Source organism: Methanocalculus pumilus (assembly GCF_055382585.1).
Map to the genome: position 1 here is coordinate 456,648 of NZ_AP042393.1, position 19,046 is coordinate 475,693.

Here is a 19,046-nt window from a genome sequence, read left to right on the forward strand (position 1 = left end):
CCCCCACTCTTTTTCATCTCTTCCGCCGATATGATATCATATGGTGTTATCAGCGGGAGTGATCCGAAAGAGGCTTGGTGATGACAGCAGAGACGGCGATCTGGTGATTCGTCCCTTTGAAGACGCCTGCCTCCAGCCCGCCTCCTATGATCTCAGGGTGGCAGAAGAAGTGAATCTCATCCGGGGTCAGTGCACGCTTGTCCCAACTCTTGAATGGGTTGAGCTGCCTTCCGATCTCGCCGCAACCCTCAGAGGCCGTTCTTCCTATGGAAGGCGGGGTCTCCTCCTCGGTGCAGGGTATATCGACCCCGGATTTCGGGGGCAGCTCACCCTCTGCTGTACAAACATGGGAGGAGAGGATATTCTTGTACCTCAAAATACCCGTATCGTCCAGATGATCTTCCATGAAGTCAGTGGCGGGGATGAACTCTATTCAGGCCGCTACCAGGATAGCAGAGGTATAGTGCATGCGCGAGACTGATCCTGGAACAGAACGCAAATGCCTTGAGATCCTCAGAATCCTCAGGGATTCGCGGGATCCAATGGGTGCAAAACACCTCTCCGAGCGGATGGCCGAACAGGGTTTTGTCCTCTCCGATCGGGCAGTCCAGTATTATCTCCATCATCTTGATGAGCTCGGATTTACCCGGAAGATCGGGAACCGGGGGCGGGTCCTGACCAACCTCGGGATTGCCGAGAGTGAGAGCGCACTTGTCAGCGATCGGATCGGTTTTGTCATCTCGCGGCTGGAGAGGCTTGCCTTCAGGAGCACATTTGATCCGACAACATGCACGGGCGATGTCGCCTATAACCTCTCCTATGTGAGAAATGAAGATCTTGATTCTGTGCGCTCAGCATTTGATGAGACGATCTCTGCGGATATTGGTTTCTTTGGGACCTATGCCGAGAGAACTAATGATCCACGGGTTCCAAAAGGGCATACCGGTTTCATGACCATCTGCAGCATCACGATGGATGGGGTCTTCCAGCATAATGGCATCCCGGTCAGGATGGCATATGGGGGATGTCTCAACCACAAACAGCGAATTCCTCTGGGTTTCAACCACCTCATCGGATATAAGGGGACGACGATCGACCCGCTGCAGCTCTTCCTGTATGCGGAGATGGTCTCAATAGGCAACCTGATCCGGACCGGAGATGGGGTTGCCCTTGCCAATATCAGGAATATTCCTATAACTGCAATGGAGAAGGCTGATGAGATCATGGAGTCGCTCAGGCAGAACGGCTTCCATCTCCCGGTTGCCGCAGGTTCAGGGATTATGAATATCCCAAAAGATCCCTACCAGTCATCCATTGTCATCTATAGCGGGATGAACCTGATCGGCAGGGCATATGAATCCGGAATCAGAATGAAGACAGAGATTGGTGCAGGCACAATCCCGATATCCCGGTTCCTTTCAGAATAACGCAGGGGTGCACTTCTTAAGAGTACCTCCTCTCTCCTCTTCTATATCCAGGTGATCCCGTCATCATCGTCATCGGACTCCTGTTCCGTTGATGAACTCCCGCCAATGACCACAAACCTGGAACGGCTCTTCACTTCATCACGCGGCCGGGGCAGATTCCGGTTGACAGGGCCGCCTGCGACATCATCTTTTGGTGCAGGCTGTTTTCCAACCCGGATTGACCCTGTTCGACCGATGTATGCCGAATCATCGGGCCTTGCGGTGTTGCTGACACCAATACGCCCGCGTCCGATCAGCGCATCGTCATTTGGCCGGGATGCGGCTCTCCTGACGTTGATCTCTCCTCCCTCAAACGCAGTATCGCTTGGACGGGAGAAATGGGATTTCAGGGCGATTGCCTTTGCCTCAAACGAATCGTCCCGTGCCCGGACGTTGGAGGGGAGAGAGAAGGCACCCTGTGCGGGATCAACTTCATAGCGCCCTTTTTCTGCCGGGGCATCCTTCATCCGGATGGCACCGGCATCCATCGACCGGTCATTTGGCTTCACCGGCCCCCCAATCATCGTCTGGCGCGAGATATCAGCCACCTCTTTCGCCTGCCTTCCCGGGAGGGCGAGTTTCTTCTCGGCCTTTCTCTCCCCGCGTCCCGGAAGGATCACCTCCTTATTCCCATTCACCTGAGTTTCCCCGGAGATACTCTCCCATTCATCCAATCTTCGCTCTTCTGCTGCAAAGGCTATCCCGGTTTGATCATCTCTGCCCATTGGGATTTCGTCATGTGCGATGAACTGTACCTCGTCCTCCTCATCATCCCAGATAAAATCTTTCTGGAGAAGGGCTGCACGTTCAGCCCGTTCCCGTGCGGCCCGTTCCATCTCTTCTTTCTCCCGCATATACTGCTCCTGCTCTAATCTGAGGGCTTCCTCACGCATCCTCTCCTCTCTCTCTTCCTGCCGGCAGATATCCCGTATCTCTTTCAGCTCATGAATCCGCGGGATATTCTTGATACCGGCAAGGACGATGATCACACCGACATATTTTGTGCTCAGAACCGGATAGTCCCCGGCACGCATCTCAAGGCCGCTGATACTCCGGTCAATCCACTTCCTGACATTCTGAAATCCTTTCATTGAGAGTTCTTCAGATGGTCCTGCGATCAGAATGAGCGCCTTATCCGCACTGGTAAGATCGCAGGGAACGGATATCTCCTGGTAGATCGCTCGCTTCGCAAGCTCGACAACCCGTGATGCCCGGAGATGCCCCTCTTCAAAATCTGAATAATCTCTCTTCAGTCTGTTCAGGAGTGAAAATTTTGGCTTTTGGATCATCTCGGTTGAGTATCCGATGGCCACCATGCCCATGCCTGAGATGGTATTGATCACTTCGCCTGCATCCAGAACCACCTCTGCAACAGGCCGTCCTCCCTCGACAAACTCTCCGGCACGGAGCAGCAGCCCGAAACGACGGGCAATACGCTCATTAAGAAGATTGTTTCGTTCGCGTGGATTCAGTGGAGTCCGGCTGAGGTGTTCGTCATCAATCATCTCATATCCATCTGATACCTCATTTCCTGCATGATCCTCTCCTCCGGCTTCATTTGTCCGTTCAAGCCTGAGAAGTTCGGTTGCAATCTTCCGGTACCAGGTCTCATTGTCAAAGATGATGCAGCCGTCAACAACAGGCTCAATCGCCTCGATCTGGTCTGCTGCCCGAGCAGAGATCCGTCTTCCCTCATCCCGCATGGGGAGTGTCAGGATACTGACAACCGGTTCATAAAACGAATCCCTGATCTTTTCGACAAGCAGTGGGATGGCATCTGCATGCCTTCCGCCAAGGCCGCAGCATATGATGACTGCATCAATCTCAACAGTGTTGGATTGCTGGATATGCTGGATCATCTCCGCAACATCGAGGATCTCTCCATCGATATGATCAGTGGTGTCATCAAGCATGGGAAGAACAATCCGTTGTGTATGGGGAATGTAATTCAGATCCTTTATACTTGCGAGATCGGTATCTATAGCGACAGCCAGCACACTGCTGGTCCCACTCCTTCTGTCATGTTCATAGAGAATATCGGTGATCCGTGATCCGGCTCCACCAAGTCCGATGATAAGTGCTTTCATATCTGATTAATCCATCAATGCATAGAGCAGCGGAGTGGCTGCGTCCATGATACTGGTATTCTCATATTATCCCGAAGACATAAAGCCTTTCACTCCGGGTTAACCAGACCTTCATCTCGGAAACCCTCTTTTCCGACCATTCTGCGCCGGGATTTTCCTGCTGTGTGAGCAGTATCAGGGTGAAATGATAATGATTATAAGTGTGTGTGTGAAACAACTCACTGAGGTGAATTTACCTTGAGCTATGGAATTGAATTCGTCCCTGGAAACCTCTCTGTAAAGCAGGTAGTAAACTACTGCAAACTTGCAGAGACGAAAGATATTGACTTTGCCTGGATTACCAACCACTACAACAACAGACACTGCTACCCAATTCTTGCGCAGATTGCGGCAGCAACAAGTGAACTGAAGATGGGTCCGGGTATCATGAACGCCTTCACCGACACACCAGCGGCGATGGCATCATTTGCATGCACATTAAACGAGATTTCAGATGGACGCGCAGTCCTTGGTATTGGTCCTGGTGACCTGTCCACACTCCCGAAACTCGCAATTAACCCTGTCAAGCCCGTCTCCCGCCTGAACGAGGCTGTCACCCAGATCCGTGCACTCTGCTCTGGAGTTGAAGTGAAGAAGGCCGGTCTTGAGTTCTTCGACTATGACGGTGCAAAGCTCACCGGTGTCCAGCTCCCCGGCAAGAAGGGTATTCCGATCTACATCGGAGCACAGGGTCCAAAGGTCCTTGAACTTGCAGGCACAATCGGAGATGGTGCACTCATCAACGCTTCAAATCCAAAAGACTTCGAAGCTGCAATCCCAATCATCAAAGCCGCCTGTGAAAAGGTGGACAAGAAAGGATTCGATATCGGTGCATACACCGCAATGTCCATCGATATGAGCGAGAAGAAGGCGCGCAATGCAGCAAAGATTGTTGCCGCATTCATCGCCGCAGGATCGCCACCTGCACTCCTTGAGCGCCATGGCCTTGACCTGAACAATGTCGCAAAGATCAAGGAAGCCCTCTCAAGATTCGACTTCAAGACCGTCGGCGGGCTCGTCGGCGATGCCGAGATCGATGCATTCACCATTGCAGGTACCCCTGACGTTGTTAAACAGAAGTGTGAGGACTTAACGAAATCCGGTGTCACCCAGATCATCTTCGGCTCCCCGCTCGGACCCGACATGGTCAACTCGATCCGGCTCCTCGGCAAGTACGTCGTATAATATTCCTGATACAGGAATATTCATATCTCTCTCACAATTTTTTCAAAACCTTTTTAGCCTCTTTAGATCACCCTTCTATCGTGTCGTTCTTCTCCACATCAGAGATCCATGTCCCAGGCTCTGTGATCAGTTACAGGACGGAATTCGCAACAGGCATCTCCTCCAGGATCAGCCCTTTCCGGGGAACCCGTGGAATCAACGCCGGTGCTACTCGCCCCACACATCATGATAACGACCCGGAATGTCCTTTCTGCCGGGAACAGATCTTTACTTCGACATCGGGTTTTTCAGATGGCACCTGGATCGAATCTGGTGAGAGTGTGACCTTTCCAAACCTCTACCCGTTTGCCGATCGCCATACCGTGACAGTGATCACAGAAGCTCATATGGTAGAATCATTTTCACCCCGCCAGCTCTCCGATGCACTCATCGGATCAGCCAAATCACTCATGGATCACCCCGGGTACCCATCGATCCACTGGAACTTCCTTCCATCTGCTGGTGCAAGTATGCTCCACCCTCATATGCAGGGAATGGCTGACAACCGGCCGGTCAGTCTCTGTGCAGACTATCTTCTGGCATCTGCACAGACGGCATCCGGAGATTACTGGAAGTGTGTCAGGGAGGAGGAAGAAGATGGCCCCCGTCATCTCTTTGGTGATGAGATCTTCTGGTATGCAAGCCCGGTTCCAATAGGAGAGTGTGAAATCCGGGGGATACTACCGATCAGGACTCTTGAAGATATCTTCACCATGACTGATACTCTTGGGAGGGATATCAGGCGGGTAATCGATCTCTACCGGTCTTTTGGTCTGTATGCATTCAATATGGGTATATTCTTCCAGAAAAACGGTCATTTTGCCCATGATGGGATGTGCGCGTTCTGCACCATGATTGCCCGGATCAATCCAAATCCAAAATCCATCAGTGACTCAGCCTTTATGGAGCGGATCTGCCGTGAACCGGTTGTTATGACCCTTCCTGAGGATATCCGTAAAAATATCGGTCTCTAATCCTGTCAATTTCGATATACTGCATACCAGATGAATGGTGGGATATCAGATTTCAGGTACAGATGCAACGCTCCGGATTGTGCGTCAGTGAAAAAAGAAGTGAGTGGGTTTATTCTGGCTTGCTGATCAGCTTTGTCTTGGTGACGATGACGCCGTCTTTCTTATGGGGGCTTCTGATGATGCAGTCTGCTCCCTTCTCAAGCTCACGTGCCTCGTCACAGAGGGCTGCTGCCTGGCGCATCATTTCGTGTGCTGAACAGACGATCGGAATGTACTTCTCCCATTCCTTTGTCATGAAACAGCCCTTCACATTGACGCCTGCAACAGACTGTGCAATCTCATATGCTGCACGTGCCTTTGCCATTGCGTAGGGGTTGTTGAATGCTCCATCAACTGCCTTGTCGGAGGTCATGACAACCTTCGGGAGGACGAGGTCTGCACCCTTCTTGCCTGCCTTCACCTGGTCGATCACCTTGTCGAGCTCCACCTGGAGTTTGGTGAATGCGCCGGTGAGTGCAAGAACCTTCACGAGGTTGCCGTTGTAGTCAGCCATCTCGACGGGGTCAAGGAATTCACGGCGGGCACCGATCATTGCATCGGCCTTCATGATGATGTAGCCGAAGCTGCTTGCCTTCAGTGCATCAAACTGCTCTTTCTTGGTGGTGATGTCATCGGTGATGACAACAACGGGGATTCCTGCCTTTGCAAGTTCCTCACGTGCACCGGTTGGTCCGGGAAGAACACCATTTGGTGAGACAACGACACAGAAGTCCGGTCCCCATGCCTTCATGTTGGTGACGACACGGTCGATATCTTCAGGCTGAAGTTTGGTACCGGAGGTTGCCATGAAGGTCTGCATGTCTTCACGGTCTGCACGCTCGTCAAGGAGCAGCTCGGCCATGACACCGGAGGCGATATTGCCAAGTTTTGCTATGCCTACTTTTACTACCATAGAATTACACCTCTCAAAAAATTTGAGAACACTTCCTTTTTTGATAAAAAGGCATATAAACATTTTGAAACTGCTTTTAATGAATCACCTGTGAGGAAGTCAGTTAAGGTAAAATGTTTAAACTTGTGGCGCTATATAGTACATTAATGAAAGACGGCCTCCTTACCGAGCGGCAGAAAGAAGTACTCAGGTATAGAAAACAGGGAATGACCCAGCAGCAGATTGCAGATCTGATCAATACTTCAAAAGCAAATGTCTGCACAATCGAGAAGTCGGCAACAGAGAATATCAGGCGTGCACGTGAGACACTTGATTTTGTGAATACACTGGATGCCAGGGAGCTCTGCACCATAACAGCAGAAGAGGATCTCCTTGAAGCGATCAATACTATCTATGAAGAAGCCGAGAGATGTGGGATCAAGGTTCGGTACGACACGGTCACGCTCATCAACCGGGTAAAAGACGCAAACCCCAATAAGATACATGCCCGGTATGTTCAGGATACAATACAGGTTTACATCAACGATAAAGGGGATCTCTTCTTTGAATGAACCTGCCCGGTTCATTCCCTATTCTTCATTATCTTTATAATCTCTTCCTGTCAATAGTATAGGGAGCCGGATCAGGCTGTCACAGAATGGACCGGGTACTATCACCGTATTCATCTGCGCGAAGAGATCATTCACCCTGCTGTCTTGATGGCAGGTTGATGAATGTTGCGAACAATTCGCAACGAGACGACCATAAGCAGGTCTGATTACACGCGCCGGGCCAACGCATCGTCGAGCCCATTTCCCGATCATCCGGGAAGCGCGGTATGGGTCAGGAACTCTTAGAGAGAAAAATAATCTGATAAAACGAGCAGAACAACTCAGTTCTGATGAGAAATTGAGATCTCCGGAAAGAATATTCCGTAGATGGCATTTTTCATCCACACTCAATCGTCAGGTGCCAGATCTCTTCCCATACTGTTCCTACCAACGTATCCCGCTCATCTCTCCCCATCGGGATGATAGAGCGGTGAAGAATGGACTTTTGAAATGAAGTCCAGATAGATAGACTTGAAGGATTGAAGAATACATGCCGAAAACTCACAGGCCACGCTCAGGTTCACTTGCATTCAGCCCAAGGAAACGAGCAAAGAGTGAAGTTCCAAAGTACAAATCCTGGCCAGAATATTCCGGTTCACCGGTATTACAGGGATTTGCAGGGTATAAGGTTGGCATGACCCATGTCATCATGGTTGACGACCACAAGAGCAGCCCAAGCGAGGGGAAGGATATCATGACCCCTGTTACGGTGGTTGAGGTCCCGTCAATGAAGGTTGCCGCCATCCGCGCGTACCGCAAAGATACCTATGGAAAACATCCGATGACCGAGGTCTGGGCAGATTCGCTGAGCGAAACCCTCGCTGGCAGGATCACGATGCCGAAGAACCACGATCGCGAGGGAACACTCAACGCGATCAATGAAGCGGTTTCTGCCGATTCAGTCGTTGAGATTATGCTCCTGATGCACACCACCCCTGAGATCATCTCCGGTGTTCCGAAGAAGGTTCCGGATCTGATGGAGATCCGTGTTGCAGGTGGTACAATGGCAGAGCGTTTTGCCTATGCACAGTCTCTCCTTGGAACTGAAGTTGATTTTGCTTCAGTCCTGAATGAGGGGGCATATGCTGACATTACCGCCATCACGACAGGCAAAGGGACACAGGGAACTGTGAAACGCTGGGGTATCAGCCTCAGGAAGCGGAAACATTCCCGTGGCAAGAAGGAACGCCATATCGGTACGCTTGGTCCATGGACGCCCCACCATGTCCGCTGGCAGGTGCCAAACGTCGGTCAGATGGGATACCAGCAGAGGACAGAATATAACAAGCGGATCATCAAGATCGGCCAGGAAACAGAAGATATCAACCCCGAGGGCGGATTCCTTCACTATGGACTTGTCAGGAACAACTATGTCCTGATTAAAGGTTCAATCCCTGGTCCGGTAAAGCGGATCATCAGGTTCCGTCCAGCAATCCGTCTGGGTGAGCACCAGGTACGGGTTCCGGTTGTCGAATATGTCAGCCAGAAGAGTAAGCAGGGGTGAATAAGAGATGAAAGCAGCAGTAAAAACATTAGACGGCTCGCCCCTGAAGGAGATTGACCTTCCGGATGCTTTCAGCACACCGTACCGTCCTGATATCATCAAGCGGGCGGTTCTGGCACTTCAGAGCACCCGGTACCAGCCGCATGGCACCGATCCCTTTGCAGGAATGAGGACCTCTGCAGCAAGCTGGGGCTCAGGCAGGGGTGCATCGCAGATCCCGCGTATCAAAAACGGCTCACGTGCAGCGAAAGTTCCACAGGCACGCGGCGGCAGGGCATGCCATCCGCCGGTTACCGCGAAACACCTGGTTGAGAAGATCAATAAGAAAGAGAAGGCAATCGCCATCCGTTCAGCCATAGCAGCAACGGCAAACCCCGACCTTGTCAGGGCACGCGGACACCTCTTTGAGCAGGATGTTATCTCGGTCGTTGATGACTCTTTTGAGAAGATCGAGCGCACAGCCGAAGTCATCGCTGTCCTCGAATCACTTGGCCTGATGGGTGACGTGATCAGATCAAAGCTCAGCAGAAACAGAAAGCCGGGCCGCGGCAACCTTCGTGGAAGGGGAATGAAACAGAGGAAGAGCCTCTTAATCGTCACTTCAGAGACTCCTCTCCGTGCAGCAGCCAACCTTCCCGGTGTCGACTCGGTATCTGTTCATGAACTCAATGCCGAACTCCTTGCTCCGGGCACCCATGCAGGCCGCCTCACCGTCTGGACTGAATCGGCACTGAAGCAGCTATCGGAGGTGAACTGAGATGGTTCTGAATCATCCTTCTGTTACGGAAAAGGCAATGGCGATCCTCGAAAATGAGAATAAACTCGTCTTCATCGTCAGAAAAGAGGCCAACAAGGAGATGATCTCTCGTGACATCGAGAAGACATTTGGAAAGGCCGTCACCGAGGTTCGGACCCTGATGACGAATAAAGGAACCAAGAAGGCCATTGTGAGCTTTGAAGATGACAGAGCCGCAGAAGAAATCCTGAGCCGTCTTGGAATCGTGTAGGTGATTTGAGATGGGACATAGAATCAGCAGTCAGGCGCGTGGTAAGGGAGGCCCAACGTATCGCGCCCCATCACACAAGTACAAATCAGATCTCAAGCATCCCGGCACCGGCGATAAGACGGTTCGTGGAACGATCATCGATATCGAACACGATCCGGCACGCCATGCACCAATTGCCCGTGTTGCCCTTGAAGATGGCGAGAAGACGTATCTTCTTGTCACAGAAGGTATGGGAGTTGACGATGTCATTGAGATTGGATCCGATGCAGCAGTAAGAAACGGAAACACCCTCCTTCTCCGGGATATCCCGACAGGGGCTGCGGTCTGCAATGTCGAGGCACGTCCAAACGACGGCGGCAAGTTCGTCCGTTCAAGCGGTGTTCAGGCACAGGTCATCGGAAAATCCGAGGACCGGGTTGGTATCCGGATGCCAAGCGGGGCAATCAAATGGTTCAACAGCCACTGCCGTGCTACCATCGGCATTGTTGCAGGTGGCGGCAGAAGTGAGAAGCCCTATGTGAAGGCCGGAAAAGTCTTCCACAAAGTAAAAACCCAGGCAACCCGGTGGCCACGTGTTCGTGGTGTTGCAATGAACGTCATCGACCACCCATTTGGTGGCGGTGGGCACCAGCATCCCGGAAGGCCAAAGACCGTATCGCGTGGCACATCGCCAGGGCGGAAGGTCGGGCATGTTGCCGCACGGAGAACCGGATACAAGAGGTGATCGGATAATGGCAAAGAAACAAGTTAAGCGAATGCCGAGACGGCGTGAGGAGTTTACCTATCATGGGTATACAATTCCAGCCCTCCAGGAGATGTCGATCAATGATCTCATTCCGATCATGCCATGCCGCGCCCGAAGGAAGATGCAGCGTGGAATGACCCGGGATGAAGAGAACCTCCTTGAGAAGATCCGTTCCGGCGATGAGAAGATCAGGACACACAGCCGTGCGATGGTCATTCTCCCTGAAATGGTTGGAAAGACGATCGAGATTTACACTGGAAAAGAGTTTCAGCGGGTCGAAATCCCGGTTGAGGGTGTCTTCCATTATCTTGGAGAGTTTGCCCAGACCCGGCGGAAGATCTCACACGGAAGTGCCGGTATCGGTGCAACCCGGTCGAGTAAGTACGTTCCCCTGAAGTGATCTCTATGGCACGAACAGATTATATCATGAAGCTCGAAGGCGAGAATATCGCGCGAGCCAAAGCAAACGAGCTGAACTGCTCCCCAAAACACGCCATTGAGATTGCGAACTTCATCAGGCACAAGGATGTAGATTCGGCACTTGAGTACCTGCATCAGGTTGTCGCGAAGAAGAAAGCGATTCCCTTCAGGCGGTTTAAGCACAATGTCGCTCACCAGAAGAGCCTCACAGGCGTTGTCTGTCAGGGTCGCTTCCCCGTGAAGGCATCACACGAGTACATCCGCCTCCTTGAATCGGTGAAGAAGAATGCAGAATATGCCGGGCTCTCAACAGAAAACCTCGAGATCGTCCATGCCGCAGCAAACAGGGGTCGATCCATGAAAGCTATCTTCCCCCGTGCAATGGGGCGTGCGACTCCAAAAGCCCGTGAAACCGTCACTATCGAAGTGATTGTGAGGGAGGTTGAGGAATAATGTCAGGAGAAAAGAAGTTCATCTCAGAAGGCGTCCGGAAAGTCCGTGTTGAAGCGTTCTTACGGAAAGAGCTGAAGAGAGCAGGATATGGAGGCATGGATATCTTCAGGACTCCAATCGGAACCCAGGTTGCAATCTTTGCCGAGAAACCCGGTATTGTTATCGGGAAAGGTGGCAAGCTTGTCCGTCAGATCACCTCTGATCTCCAGACAATCTATGGCATTGAGTCTCCACAGGTGGAGGTTCAACAGGTCGAAAACCCCAACCTGAATGCGCAGATTCTCGCAGAAAGGCTCGCAAATGCTCTTGAACGCGGCTGGTACTTCAGGAAGGCCGGAACAAGCGTCATCCGCCGTGTGATGGAATCCGGTGCTCTTGGGTGTGAAGTGATCATCGCAGGAAAACTGACCGGATCACGTTCCCGTGTGCAGAAGTTTGTCGAAGGATACATCAAACACTCCGGCGAGCCTGCAATCAGCATCGTCGAGACCGGATATGCTGTGGCTATCAAAAAGCTTGGCACCATTGGTGTCCAGGTGAAACTCATTCCGCCAGGTGCACGTATTCCTGACCAGTTTGAAATTGTTCCACCCGCAGCTCCACCTGAGCCGCAGGAGATTATTGTTGAGGATGTCGGCGATATTGGTGACGATATCGATCGGGAACTCGAGTCAGTCTCCTTACCTGAAGACGTATATGAGAGGGAGGATCTCTGATGGCAATCTTCCGCGCTCGTGAAGTGGCAGAGTTTTCGGATGTCGAACTGATCGAACAGGAGAGCAAACTCAGAACCGAACTCATTCAGCAGTACGGTAAGGTCAGTGCTGGCGGTGCCCCGGATAACCCGGGCCAGATCCGCGAACTCCGAAGAACCATTGCCCGGATAAAAACCGAGCAGAATAAGAGAAGAAGAGTATGATCACGCCAGAAAACGTTCTTCGTCACGAGTTCATCGGACGGAACGTTCTGGTTGTGCATGCGACAAACCCTGCCCAGGAGGGAATATCGGGTATGATCGTCGATGAGACGAAGAACATGATTTCAATCCTGACACCCGTCGGATTAAAGCATGTTCCGAAGAAACATACTATATTCCGGGTTACCCTCCCGGACAGGGTGCAGGTGGAACTCTCCGGGTCGACGATTATCGGCCGGCCCGAGAAGCGGATCACCATGCGCATCAGAAAATGAGGGTTGTTAATGGCACGAAACATTGGGTTGAATGTTGCACTCCCGACACAGGAATGCAACGAAGATGATTGCCCGTTTCATGGCACTTTGCCGGTGCGCGGCCAGGTGATTACCGGCAAAGTCGTGAGCGAGAAGATGAAAGGGACTGTTGTGGTCGAGCGCGAATACCTGCACTTCATCAGGAAGTACGATCGGTATGAGAAGCGCTCTTCCAAGCTCCATGCCCACATCACCCCCTGCCTTCATGTGAAGGTTGGAGACGAGGTGAAGGTAGCGGAGTGCAGGCCTCTGAACAAGACGACGCATTTCGTCGTTGTTGAGGTGAAATCAGCATGAGGGCGCTCGGATCGAAAATACCCCGCGCACTCCAGACCGGGTCGCGAATGGTCTGCGCTGATAACACCGGTGCGCGTGTTGTTGAGGTTGTCTCGGTTGACAGATACCATGGTGTGCGAAGGCGTCAGCCCAAACTCGGGCTTGGTGATATTGCAACCGTCTCTGTCAAGAAAGGGACTCCTGACATGCGCAAAAAACTCGTCAAAGCAGTTGTAGTACGGCAGAAGAAAGAATTTAGAAGGCCAGGCGGCCTCCGTGTCTCATTCGAGGAGAACGCGATGGTTCTCATCAATGAAAATGGCGATCCCCGTGGTACCGAGATTAAAGGCCCGGTTGCACGTGAAGTTGCCGCACGGTTCCCAAAGATCGCGTCTATGGCGACGATCATCATCTGAGGTGCTTTATGGTGCGAATAGCAAGCAGTCAGCCAAGAAAACAGCGGAAGATCCGGTACAATGCACCGATTCACCTCCGTGGTTCGCTTCTCCATGCGATGCTCTCACCTGAGCTTCGTGAAAAGCATGGCCGCCGTCACTTCAGGGTTGTAACCGGAGATACCGTAAAGGTGCTTCGTGGTGAGCATGCCGGAAAAACCGGTGTTGTCGATGGAATCGATTTGAAGCGTTTAGCGATACAGGTTCATGGCGTTACCGTGAAGAAAGCGGATGGCACTGAAGTTGCCCGCCCGCTCGATCCCTCAAAGGTAATGATCACAAAACTTAACCTGAAAGATCCAAAGCGCACGGAACGTCTCGGGGTGAAGGAATAATGGCACATATGAAGCGTATAGTTGCTCCGGGTTCCTGGAGTATCGAAAGAAAAGTCAGTACTTACTCCCCGGCAACAGCCCCCGGACCTCATAATGCAGGTGCGCTCCCGATTGCCGTCTGGATGCGGGATCACATGAACCTTGCCAGAAACATGAAGGAGGTCAAACAGATCCTTCATGACCGCCAGGTTGTGGTGAATGGCAGGATCTGTACAGATCCGCATATTGGAATCGGAGTCTTTGATATCATCTCGTTCCCTGCAATCGGGAAGCATTACATCATGCTCCTTGACAAGCGTGGACGATTTGCAGCATCCGAGGTCGATGCAGAGGCAGCAAAGATCCGTCTCTCAAAGATCAGAAACAAGACCACCCTTCCAGGTGGAAAAGTCCAGTTAAACCTCCTCTTCGGAGCAAATCTTGTCGCTGACAACTCCTACCGGCCGAAGGATTCGGTTGTCCTGAAACTCGGCGTCGATTCCGATACCCGCTTTGAGATCACCGATCACTTCCCCTATGCAGTCGGAAATGTTGCAATGGTCGTTGGCGGCCAGCACTCCGGCAGGGTAGCCAGGATTCGTGAAATGATCCCGGTGCAGGGAAGTGTCCCAAACCGTGTCAGCCTTGAGGAACTCTCAACTGGTGAGGTATTCGAGACGATCGAGCCGTATATCTTTATGGTCGGGCGCGAGGAGCCATCACTTGGTATTTGGGGGATTACCGTATGACCGGGATGCAGGAGCTCTATGTCGATAAGATCGTTGTCCATATGAGTGTCGGCGAAGGCGGAGACAAGCTTATGAAGGCAGAGGCGCTCATGAAGGAGATCTGCGGCGGCGCAACATCCGTCCGGACCATCGCAAAACGAACAGTCCCTGCCTTTGGCCTTCGGAAAGGACAGTCAATGGGGTGCAAACTCACCCTGAGAGGGGATAAGGCTGAAGCGTTCCTGAAAACCTCGCTTGATATCATTGGAAATAAGATCGATGCGACCCGGTTCGATCAGAATGGAAACTTCGGTTTTGGGATCGAAGAACACACAGATTATCCGGGCCAGTCCTATGATCCGCAGATCGGTATCTATGGTATGGATATCAATGTCGTCATCGAGAAGAAAGGCGTCAGAATTGCGCGGCGGGCTGCACAGAAGATGAAGCTTCCGACAAAACAGCATGTGAAGAAAGAAGAAGCCATGTCGTTTATGAAGGAACGTTTCAATGTCGAGGTGGTAGAATAATGGCAGAGAAGACAAAGGCTCCTCAGAAGAAAGTCAGCTATGGGAGCAACAAATGCCAGATGTGCGGACGTAAGCAGGGTCTTGTGCGAAGATACAATATCATGTTCTGCCGCCAGTGCTTCCGCGAATGGGCTCCGACGATGGGCTTTAAGAAGATGAACTAGGTGGCCGGAGAATGACACAACAGAATATTATTGCCGATGCGATGAGCGCCATCAAGAATGCAGGCGATGCAGGCAGGCTTGAGGTAACGGTAGAACCCGCCTCCAGACTCTTTGGTGCGATGCTCGGTATCATGCAGGAGAACGGATACATCGCCGGCTTTGAATACATTGATGATGGCCGTGGAGGCCGTTTCTCAATCCAGCTGACAGGCCGGATCAATAAGTGCGGCGCAATATCGCCCCGCTTTGCAGTAAAGACGGAAGACATGGAATCGTGGGAGACACGGTACCTGCCTGCCAAAGGCTTTGGCCTCCTGATGCTGACCACCTCACAGGGTGTTCTGTCTCATGAACAGGCGAGAAAAGCCGGAATTGGCGGCCAGCTGATCGGGTATGTTTACTGAGGTGCACTGAAGATGGTACACACAGAAAATATTCTGATCCCCGACTCGGTTCAGGTCTCTATTGATGGCGATATGATCGTCGTCAAAGGTCCAAAGGGTGAGCTTCAGCGATCCTTCTACTATCCAAACATCTCCGTCTCTATTGAAGATGGAGCCGTTACGATCAGCACACCATCCAACCGGAAGACGGTATATGCGATGGTCGGGACATTTGCTTCCCACATCCGCAATATGTGCACCGGTGTAACTGAAGGGTATGAGCTCTCAATGAAGGTTGTCTACAGTCACTTCCCGATCCAGCTCAAACTTCACCCGGGAATCCTTGAGATAGGAAATTTCCTTGGTGAAAAGATGGTACGGAGCGCAAAGATTCCAGAAGGCGTCACCGTGAAGCTGGGTTCAGACGAAGTCTTCGTGACAGGGATTGACAAGGAGAAGGTGGGTAACACCGCAGCCAACATCGAGAAGGCAACAAAGATCAGGAAACGTGATCCGCGTGTCTTCCAGGATGGCATATACAGAGTGGAGAGGGCGTGATCCAGATGGTTGCTATTAAGAGGCTGATTCGTGATCGCCATGCAAAACGGGGAAATTTTCAACGCCAGTGCCTGCATGCAAAAGACAAGCTTGACGATGTCTGGCGCAGACCCCGCGGCGGTCAGAGCAAACAGCGGAAACAGAAGAAAGCAAAGGGCAGAATCCCGGCCCCGGGATTTGCAGGTCCGGTTGCTGTCCGTGGCTTCCACCCATGTGGGATGAAGGAAGCTCTCGTTATGACAGTTGCCACACTTGAGTCTCTTGACGCAGAAACCACTGCAATCCGGATTGGTGGAACAGTTGGGATGAAGAAGCGGATGGAGATTCAGGAGAGAGCACTCGCCGGCGGGTTCAAAGTCTTAAACCCGAAAGTAATTGCCGCAGAGGAGCCTGAGGTCGACGAGGATCTCGAGGACGAACAGGTCTCTGATGATGAGGTGACAGACGATGAGTGATCTGGCATCCCAGAGGCGGATTGCAGCTGCAATTCTTAAATGTGGTGAGAACCGTGTCTGGTTCAATCCCGATCAGATCGATGAGATAACCAATGCGGTATCGCGTGAGGATATCAGGAATCTCATCGGTGACGGTGCAATTACGGCTCATCAGAAGAAAGGTGTCAGCCGTGGACGAGCACGCCTCCGTATCATCAAGCGCGCCTATGGCCACTGCAAAGGGCATGGTCGCAGGAGAGGTGCACAGGGTGCCCGGACTCCATCAAAGCGGGTCTGGATCCAGAAGATCCGTGCCCAGCGCACGATGCTCCGTGAGATGCGTGACAACGGCACAATTGACCGCTCGGTATACCGGAAATTCTACAGGCGTGCAGCAGGTGGCCAGTTCAGGAATGTATCACACCTGAAACAGAACATTGAGCTGCACAAGGAGAAGGTGAACTGATATGGCGACAGGTGCGCGATATTTCGTCCCGTTCAGGAGACGGAAGGAAGGAAGAACCGATTACTATCAGCGGATGCGTCTTATCATCTCAAGAAGGCCACGGTTCGTTGTCAGGAAGACATCCCGCCAGATCATCGTTCAGCTTGTTGTAGCTGAGATGACCGGAGACCGGACACTTGTATCGGCAACCAGCGGCGAACTCTCGAAGTTCGGATATACCGGATACACCGGCAATACACCGGCTGCATACCTCACAGGCATGCTCTGTGCGGTCCGTGCCCAGAAAGCAGGGTATGAGGGCGGTATCCTCGATATTGGTTTGAATCGTGCAACAAAAGGTGCACGGGTCTTTGCTGCTCTGAAAGGAGCGGTTGAGGCCGGATTTGATATCCCACATGGTGAAGAGATCCTCCCGGATGAAGACCGTGTCAAGGGTGTTACAATCGCTGAATATGCCCCCGATCGGGCAGGCAATCTTGTTGCAAATGTGGAAGAAGTGGCGGATGCCATTATGAAGGAGCTTGAGTGACATGGCATTTGAACGTGAGGAATGGATCCCTGTCACCGGCCTTGGTACAGCAGTAGCTGCAGGCGAGTATGCATCTCTTGAAGATGTACTCAACAGTGGCCGCCCGATCAAGGAGGCAGGTATCGTGGACGCATTCATCCCTGATCTCAGTGATGAAGTGCTCTCCATCGATATGATGCAGAGGATGACTGACTCTGGCAGGCGGATTAAGTTCCGTGCAGTTGTTGTCGTCGGAAACCGTGACGGCTACATCGGCTTTGGCCAGGGCAAGGATGTCCAGGTCGGCACCGCCATCCGTAAGGCGATTGTTTCAGCAAAACTGAACATCATCAAAGTGCGGCGTGGCTGTGGAAGCTGGGAATGTGGATGCAGCAATCCGCACTCGATACCCATGCAGGTGGAAGGAAAGGCAGGGAGTGTCCGTGTCACCCTGAAGCCCGCACCACAGGGCATCGGCCTTGTGACCGGTGAGATAGGAAAGAAGGTGCTTGATCTTGCAGGCATGAAGGATGTCTGGGTGATGACAAAAGGAAACACCCGGACGACCCTCAACTATGCAAAGGCAACCTTTGAGGCATTGAAAGAGACGAATATGATTCGTATCGGGGGAGGTCGGCACTAATGTACGCAGTCGTGCAGGTGCGCGGCGTCGTCAATACCCGCCACGAGATCAAAGAGACGCTGAAGATGCTTCGTCTCCACCATATCAACCATTGTGTCCTCATCCCTGAGACTCCCGAGTACCTCGGGATGATCCGGAAAGTGAAGGACTTTGTTGCCTACGGAGAGGTTGATGCCGGGACGCTTGAGACGATTCTCAGGACACGCGGCCGCCTCCTTGGCAACAAACCTCTCACCGATGAGTACCTGAAGAGTGCATCAGAGTATGGAAGTGTCAGCGAACTCGCAGAAGACCTTGCAGAAGGTAAAGTGAAGCTGAAGGATATCCCCGAACTCAAACCGGTGCTCAGAATGCACCCCCCGAGAAAGGGATATAAGACCATCAAGCGGACCTTTAACCAGGGTGGAGCGCTTGGCTATTATGGAAGGGAGATTAACTCTCTCCTGTATAAGATGAGGTGAATTCGCGATGCCAGTCAATAAGCGATCTAAATATCGTGGTTCGAGAACCTGTGGCGGTGGAACGCATAAGAACCGCCGTGGAGCAGGAAACAGGGGTGGCCGTGGTGCAGCAGGATGGCGTGACCATAACTTCACCCGGTTCCACCTTCTTGGCAAGCGTGAAGGAAAACATGGTTTCATCTCACCAACATCAGTCGAGGTTTCTGTCCTTGATATCGGTGAGATCGATCAGATGATTCCCATGCTGGTTGTGCAGGGCATTGCCCGTGAGGAGAATGGATGCGTCACACTTGATGCAGCCAATCTCGGCATCGAGAAGATCCTTGGAGGTGGCCGGGTTCATCATAAGATGAATATTACGGCTATGGAATTCTCTGAGCGTGCGAAGGCAAAGATCGAAGAGCTCGGTGGCCAGGCATTGGCCATTTAATTTTT

The 19,046-nt window shown here is 52.0% G+C and carries 30 protein-coding genes; 28 read left to right on the forward strand and 2 right to left on the reverse strand.

Going from position 1 to position 19,046, the window contains the following annotated elements; genetic code table 11:
* Positions 1–40: 40 nt before the first annotated feature.
* Together ACZ44I_RS02400 and ACZ44I_RS02405 are read left to right on the forward strand one after the other, a co-directional pair.
* On the forward strand, positions 41–481 hold the full coding sequence (locus tag ACZ44I_RS02400) for a dCTP deaminase (protein ID WP_464549079.1): 441 nt from the start codon (positions 41–43) through the stop codon (positions 479–481).
* Positions 468–1,427 (forward strand): DUF128 domain-containing protein, encoded by a 960-nt coding sequence (locus tag ACZ44I_RS02405; protein WP_464549077.1) that lies wholly within the window; start codon positions 468–470, stop codon positions 1,425–1,427. The genes ACZ44I_RS02400 and ACZ44I_RS02405 overlap by 14 nt, the downstream gene beginning before the upstream one ends.
* Positions 1,428–1,468: 41 nt before the next feature.
* On the opposite strand, the gene ACZ44I_RS02410 is transcribed toward ACZ44I_RS02405, so the two are convergent.
* Positions 1,469–3,553 carry a tubulin/FtsZ family protein gene (locus ACZ44I_RS02410; protein ID WP_464549075.1) on the reverse strand — a complete coding sequence of 695 codons (2,085 nt, stop codon included), beginning with the start codon at positions 3,551–3,553 and terminating at the stop codon, positions 1,469–1,471.
* 237 nt (positions 3,554–3,790) lie between these two features.
* On the opposite strand from ACZ44I_RS02410, the gene ACZ44I_RS02415 reads away from it, so the two are divergent.
* The gene (locus ACZ44I_RS02415) at positions 3,791–4,777 is read left to right on the forward strand and encodes a 5,10-methylenetetrahydromethanopterin reductase (protein WP_464549073.1); all 987 of its coding nucleotides are present in this window, start codon (positions 3,791–3,793) and stop codon (positions 4,775–4,777) included.
* 80 nt (positions 4,778–4,857) lie between these two features.
* Positions 4,858–5,790 carry a galactose-1-phosphate uridylyltransferase gene (locus ACZ44I_RS02420; protein ID WP_464549071.1) on the forward strand — a complete coding sequence of 311 codons (933 nt, stop codon included), beginning with the start codon at positions 4,858–4,860 and terminating at the stop codon, positions 5,788–5,790.
* Between the two features lie 109 nt (positions 5,791–5,899).
* Here ACZ44I_RS02420 and ACZ44I_RS02425 read toward each other — a convergent pair whose 3' ends face one another.
* Positions 5,900–6,742: a F420-dependent methylenetetrahydromethanopterin dehydrogenase gene (locus ACZ44I_RS02425; protein WP_464549069.1), complete on the reverse strand. Its 843-nt coding sequence runs from the start codon at positions 6,740–6,742 to the stop codon at positions 5,900–5,902.
* 146 nt (positions 6,743–6,888) lie between these two features.
* Between ACZ44I_RS02425 and ACZ44I_RS02430 the strand changes: the two genes are divergently transcribed.
* The 24 genes from ACZ44I_RS02430 to ACZ44I_RS02545 all read left to right on the forward strand — a co-directional run bounded on the left by ACZ44I_RS02430 (position 6,889) and on the right by ACZ44I_RS02545 (position 19,041).
* Positions 6,889–7,293 (forward strand): Tfx family DNA-binding protein, encoded by a 405-nt coding sequence (locus ACZ44I_RS02430; protein ID WP_464549067.1) that lies wholly within the window; start codon positions 6,889–6,891, stop codon positions 7,291–7,293.
* A gap of 529 nt (positions 7,294–7,822) precedes the next feature.
* Positions 7,823–8,836 carry a 50S ribosomal protein L3 gene (locus ACZ44I_RS02435; RefSeq protein ID WP_464549065.1) on the forward strand — a complete coding sequence of 338 codons (1,014 nt, stop codon included), beginning with the start codon at positions 7,823–7,825 and terminating at the stop codon, positions 8,834–8,836.
* Between the two features lie 7 nt (positions 8,837–8,843).
* The gene (rpl4p, locus tag ACZ44I_RS02440) at positions 8,844–9,593 is read left to right on the forward strand and encodes a 50S ribosomal protein L4 (protein ID WP_464549063.1); all 750 of its coding nucleotides are present in this window, start codon (positions 8,844–8,846) and stop codon (positions 9,591–9,593) included.
* A 1-nt stretch (position 9,594) separates the two neighbouring features.
* Positions 9,595–9,843, forward strand: coding sequence for a 50S ribosomal protein L23 (locus tag ACZ44I_RS02445; RefSeq protein WP_300328412.1), 249 nt, complete (start codon positions 9,595–9,597; stop codon positions 9,841–9,843).
* Positions 9,844–9,853: 10 nt separating this feature from the next.
* Entirely contained in the window at positions 9,854–10,567 is a 714-nt protein-coding gene (locus ACZ44I_RS02450) for a 50S ribosomal protein L2 (RefSeq protein ID WP_464549061.1), read from the forward strand.
* 7 nt (positions 10,568–10,574) lie between these two features.
* On the forward strand, positions 10,575–10,988 hold the full coding sequence (locus tag ACZ44I_RS02455) for a 30S ribosomal protein S19 (RefSeq protein ID WP_464549059.1): 414 nt from the start codon (positions 10,575–10,577) through the stop codon (positions 10,986–10,988).
* Positions 10,989–10,993: 5 nt separating this feature from the next.
* A complete protein-coding gene (locus tag ACZ44I_RS02460; RefSeq protein ID WP_300328422.1) occupies positions 10,994–11,461 on the forward strand; it encodes a 50S ribosomal protein L22 in 468 nt (155 codons plus the stop codon).
* Positions 11,461–12,177 carry a 30S ribosomal protein S3 gene (locus tag ACZ44I_RS02465; protein WP_464549057.1) on the forward strand — a complete coding sequence of 239 codons (717 nt, stop codon included), beginning with the start codon at positions 11,461–11,463 and terminating at the stop codon, positions 12,175–12,177. Before ACZ44I_RS02460 ends, ACZ44I_RS02465 begins: the two co-directional genes overlap by 1 nt.
* Entirely contained in the window at positions 12,177–12,380 is a 204-nt protein-coding gene (gene rpmC, locus ACZ44I_RS02470) for a 50S ribosomal protein L29 (RefSeq protein ID WP_464549055.1), read from the forward strand. The genes ACZ44I_RS02465 and rpmC overlap by 1 nt, the downstream gene beginning before the upstream one ends.
* The gene (locus ACZ44I_RS02475) at positions 12,377–12,652 is read left to right on the forward strand and encodes a ribonuclease P protein component 1 (protein ID WP_464549053.1); all 276 of its coding nucleotides are present in this window, start codon (positions 12,377–12,379) and stop codon (positions 12,650–12,652) included. The genes rpmC and ACZ44I_RS02475 overlap by 4 nt, the downstream gene beginning before the upstream one ends.
* Before the next feature lie 9 nt (positions 12,653–12,661).
* Positions 12,662–12,988 carry a 30S ribosomal protein S17 gene (locus ACZ44I_RS02480; protein ID WP_464549051.1) on the forward strand — a complete coding sequence of 109 codons (327 nt, stop codon included), beginning with the start codon at positions 12,662–12,664 and terminating at the stop codon, positions 12,986–12,988.
* Positions 12,985–13,383 (forward strand): 50S ribosomal protein L14, encoded by a 399-nt coding sequence (gene rpl14p, locus ACZ44I_RS02485; RefSeq protein WP_464549049.1) that lies wholly within the window; start codon positions 12,985–12,987, stop codon positions 13,381–13,383. Before ACZ44I_RS02480 ends, rpl14p begins: the two co-directional genes overlap by 4 nt.
* 8 nt (positions 13,384–13,391) lie before the next feature.
* Complete coding sequence (gene rplX, locus ACZ44I_RS02490) at positions 13,392–13,757, forward strand: 50S ribosomal protein L24 (protein ID WP_300328445.1); 366 nt, start codon at positions 13,392–13,394, stop codon at positions 13,755–13,757.
* Complete coding sequence (locus tag ACZ44I_RS02495; RefSeq protein ID WP_464549047.1) at positions 13,757–14,485, forward strand: 30S ribosomal protein S4e; 729 nt, start codon at positions 13,757–13,759, stop codon at positions 14,483–14,485. The genes rplX and ACZ44I_RS02495 overlap by 1 nt, the downstream gene beginning before the upstream one ends.
* Complete coding sequence (locus ACZ44I_RS02500) at positions 14,482–14,994, forward strand: 50S ribosomal protein L5 (RefSeq protein WP_464549045.1); 513 nt, start codon at positions 14,482–14,484, stop codon at positions 14,992–14,994. The genes ACZ44I_RS02495 and ACZ44I_RS02500 overlap by 4 nt, the downstream gene beginning before the upstream one ends.
* The gene (locus tag ACZ44I_RS02505) at positions 14,994–15,158 is read left to right on the forward strand and encodes a 30S ribosomal protein S14 (protein WP_464549043.1); all 165 of its coding nucleotides are present in this window, start codon (positions 14,994–14,996) and stop codon (positions 15,156–15,158) included. Before ACZ44I_RS02500 ends, ACZ44I_RS02505 begins: the two co-directional genes overlap by 1 nt.
* An 11-nt stretch (positions 15,159–15,169) precedes the next feature.
* Positions 15,170–15,562 (forward strand): 30S ribosomal protein S8, encoded by a 393-nt coding sequence (locus ACZ44I_RS02510; RefSeq protein WP_300328454.1) that lies wholly within the window; start codon positions 15,170–15,172, stop codon positions 15,560–15,562.
* Between the two features lie 12 nt (positions 15,563–15,574).
* Positions 15,575–16,099: a 50S ribosomal protein L6 gene (locus tag ACZ44I_RS02515; protein WP_464549041.1), complete on the forward strand. Its 525-nt coding sequence runs from the start codon at positions 15,575–15,577 to the stop codon at positions 16,097–16,099.
* 5 nt (positions 16,100–16,104) lie between these two features.
* The gene (locus ACZ44I_RS02520; protein ID WP_464549039.1) at positions 16,105–16,554 is read left to right on the forward strand and encodes a 50S ribosomal protein L32e; all 450 of its coding nucleotides are present in this window, start codon (positions 16,105–16,107) and stop codon (positions 16,552–16,554) included.
* Positions 16,547–16,999 carry a 50S ribosomal protein L19e gene (locus ACZ44I_RS02525; RefSeq protein ID WP_464549037.1) on the forward strand — a complete coding sequence of 151 codons (453 nt, stop codon included), beginning with the start codon at positions 16,547–16,549 and terminating at the stop codon, positions 16,997–16,999. The genes ACZ44I_RS02520 and ACZ44I_RS02525 overlap by 8 nt, the downstream gene beginning before the upstream one ends.
* Position 17,000: 1 nt before the next feature.
* Entirely contained in the window at positions 17,001–17,528 is a 528-nt protein-coding gene (locus tag ACZ44I_RS02530; protein ID WP_464549035.1) for a 50S ribosomal protein L18, read from the forward strand.
* 1 nt (position 17,529) lies between these two features.
* A complete protein-coding gene (locus ACZ44I_RS02535) occupies positions 17,530–18,150 on the forward strand; it encodes a 30S ribosomal protein S5 (RefSeq protein WP_460373938.1) in 621 nt (206 codons plus the stop codon).
* Positions 18,150–18,611: a 50S ribosomal protein L30 gene (locus tag ACZ44I_RS02540; RefSeq protein WP_464549033.1), complete on the forward strand. Its 462-nt coding sequence runs from the start codon at positions 18,150–18,152 to the stop codon at positions 18,609–18,611. The genes ACZ44I_RS02535 and ACZ44I_RS02540 overlap by 1 nt, the downstream gene beginning before the upstream one ends.
* A gap of 7 nt (positions 18,612–18,618) precedes the next feature.
* A complete protein-coding gene (locus tag ACZ44I_RS02545) occupies positions 18,619–19,041 on the forward strand; it encodes an uL15m family ribosomal protein (protein ID WP_464549031.1) in 423 nt (140 codons plus the stop codon).
* Positions 19,042–19,046: the final 5 nt, after the last annotated feature.

Bases quoted from the DNA above. Each gene is read 5' to 3' on its own strand.
- ACZ44I_RS02505 (WP_464549043.1), top strand. From the start codon at position 14,994: ATGGCAGAGAAGACAAAGGCTCCTCAGAAGAAAGTCAGCTATGGGAGC.
- ACZ44I_RS02515 (WP_464549041.1), top strand. From the start codon at position 15,575: ATGGTACACACAGAAAATATTCTGATCCCCGACTCGGTTCAGGTCTCT.
- ACZ44I_RS02535 (WP_460373938.1), top strand. From the start codon at position 17,530: ATGGCATTTGAACGTGAGGAATGGATCCCTGTCACCGGCCTTGGTACA.
- ACZ44I_RS02410 (WP_464549075.1), bottom strand. From the start codon at position 3,553: ATGAAAGCACTTATCATCGGACTTGGTGGAGCCGGATCACGGATCACC.
- ACZ44I_RS02475 (WP_464549053.1), top strand. From the start codon at position 12,377: ATGATCACGCCAGAAAACGTTCTTCGTCACGAGTTCATCGGACGGAAC.
- rplX (WP_300328445.1), top strand. From the start codon at position 13,392: ATGGTGCGAATAGCAAGCAGTCAGCCAAGAAAACAGCGGAAGATCCGG.
- ACZ44I_RS02425 (WP_464549069.1), bottom strand. From the start codon at position 6,742: ATGGTAGTAAAAGTAGGCATAGCAAAACTTGGCAATATCGCCTCCGGT.
- ACZ44I_RS02430 (WP_464549067.1), top strand. From the start codon at position 6,889: ATGAAAGACGGCCTCCTTACCGAGCGGCAGAAAGAAGTACTCAGGTAT.
- ACZ44I_RS02445 (WP_300328412.1), top strand. From the start codon at position 9,595: ATGGTTCTGAATCATCCTTCTGTTACGGAAAAGGCAATGGCGATCCTC.
- rpl14p (WP_464549049.1), top strand. From the start codon at position 12,985: ATGAGGGCGCTCGGATCGAAAATACCCCGCGCACTCCAGACCGGGTCG.
- ACZ44I_RS02435 (WP_464549065.1), top strand. From the start codon at position 7,823: ATGCCGAAAACTCACAGGCCACGCTCAGGTTCACTTGCATTCAGCCCA.
- ACZ44I_RS02500 (WP_464549045.1), top strand. From the start codon at position 14,482: ATGACCGGGATGCAGGAGCTCTATGTCGATAAGATCGTTGTCCATATG.
- rpl4p (WP_464549063.1), top strand. From the start codon at position 8,844: ATGAAAGCAGCAGTAAAAACATTAGACGGCTCGCCCCTGAAGGAGATT.
- ACZ44I_RS02525 (WP_464549037.1), top strand. From the start codon at position 16,547: ATGAGTGATCTGGCATCCCAGAGGCGGATTGCAGCTGCAATTCTTAAA.
- ACZ44I_RS02530 (WP_464549035.1), top strand. From the start codon at position 17,001: ATGGCGACAGGTGCGCGATATTTCGTCCCGTTCAGGAGACGGAAGGAA.
- ACZ44I_RS02495 (WP_464549047.1), top strand. From the start codon at position 13,757: ATGGCACATATGAAGCGTATAGTTGCTCCGGGTTCCTGGAGTATCGAA.
- ACZ44I_RS02450 (WP_464549061.1), top strand. From the start codon at position 9,854: ATGGGACATAGAATCAGCAGTCAGGCGCGTGGTAAGGGAGGCCCAACG.
- ACZ44I_RS02460 (WP_300328422.1), top strand. From the start codon at position 10,994: ATGGCACGAACAGATTATATCATGAAGCTCGAAGGCGAGAATATCGCG.
- ACZ44I_RS02400 (WP_464549079.1), top strand. From the start codon at position 41: ATGGTGTTATCAGCGGGAGTGATCCGAAAGAGGCTTGGTGATGACAGC.
- ACZ44I_RS02540 (WP_464549033.1), top strand. From the start codon at position 18,150: ATGTACGCAGTCGTGCAGGTGCGCGGCGTCGTCAATACCCGCCACGAG.
- ACZ44I_RS02405 (WP_464549077.1), top strand. From the start codon at position 468: ATGCGCGAGACTGATCCTGGAACAGAACGCAAATGCCTTGAGATCCTC.
- rpmC (WP_464549055.1), top strand. From the start codon at position 12,177: ATGGCAATCTTCCGCGCTCGTGAAGTGGCAGAGTTTTCGGATGTCGAA.
- ACZ44I_RS02455 (WP_464549059.1), top strand. From the start codon at position 10,575: ATGGCAAAGAAACAAGTTAAGCGAATGCCGAGACGGCGTGAGGAGTTT.
- ACZ44I_RS02520 (WP_464549039.1), top strand. From the start codon at position 16,105: ATGGTTGCTATTAAGAGGCTGATTCGTGATCGCCATGCAAAACGGGGA.
- ACZ44I_RS02545 (WP_464549031.1), top strand. From the start codon at position 18,619: ATGCCAGTCAATAAGCGATCTAAATATCGTGGTTCGAGAACCTGTGGC.
- ACZ44I_RS02510 (WP_300328454.1), top strand. From the start codon at position 15,170: ATGACACAACAGAATATTATTGCCGATGCGATGAGCGCCATCAAGAAT.
- ACZ44I_RS02480 (WP_464549051.1), top strand. From the start codon at position 12,662: ATGGCACGAAACATTGGGTTGAATGTTGCACTCCCGACACAGGAATGC.
- ACZ44I_RS02465 (WP_464549057.1), top strand. From the start codon at position 11,461: ATGTCAGGAGAAAAGAAGTTCATCTCAGAAGGCGTCCGGAAAGTCCGT.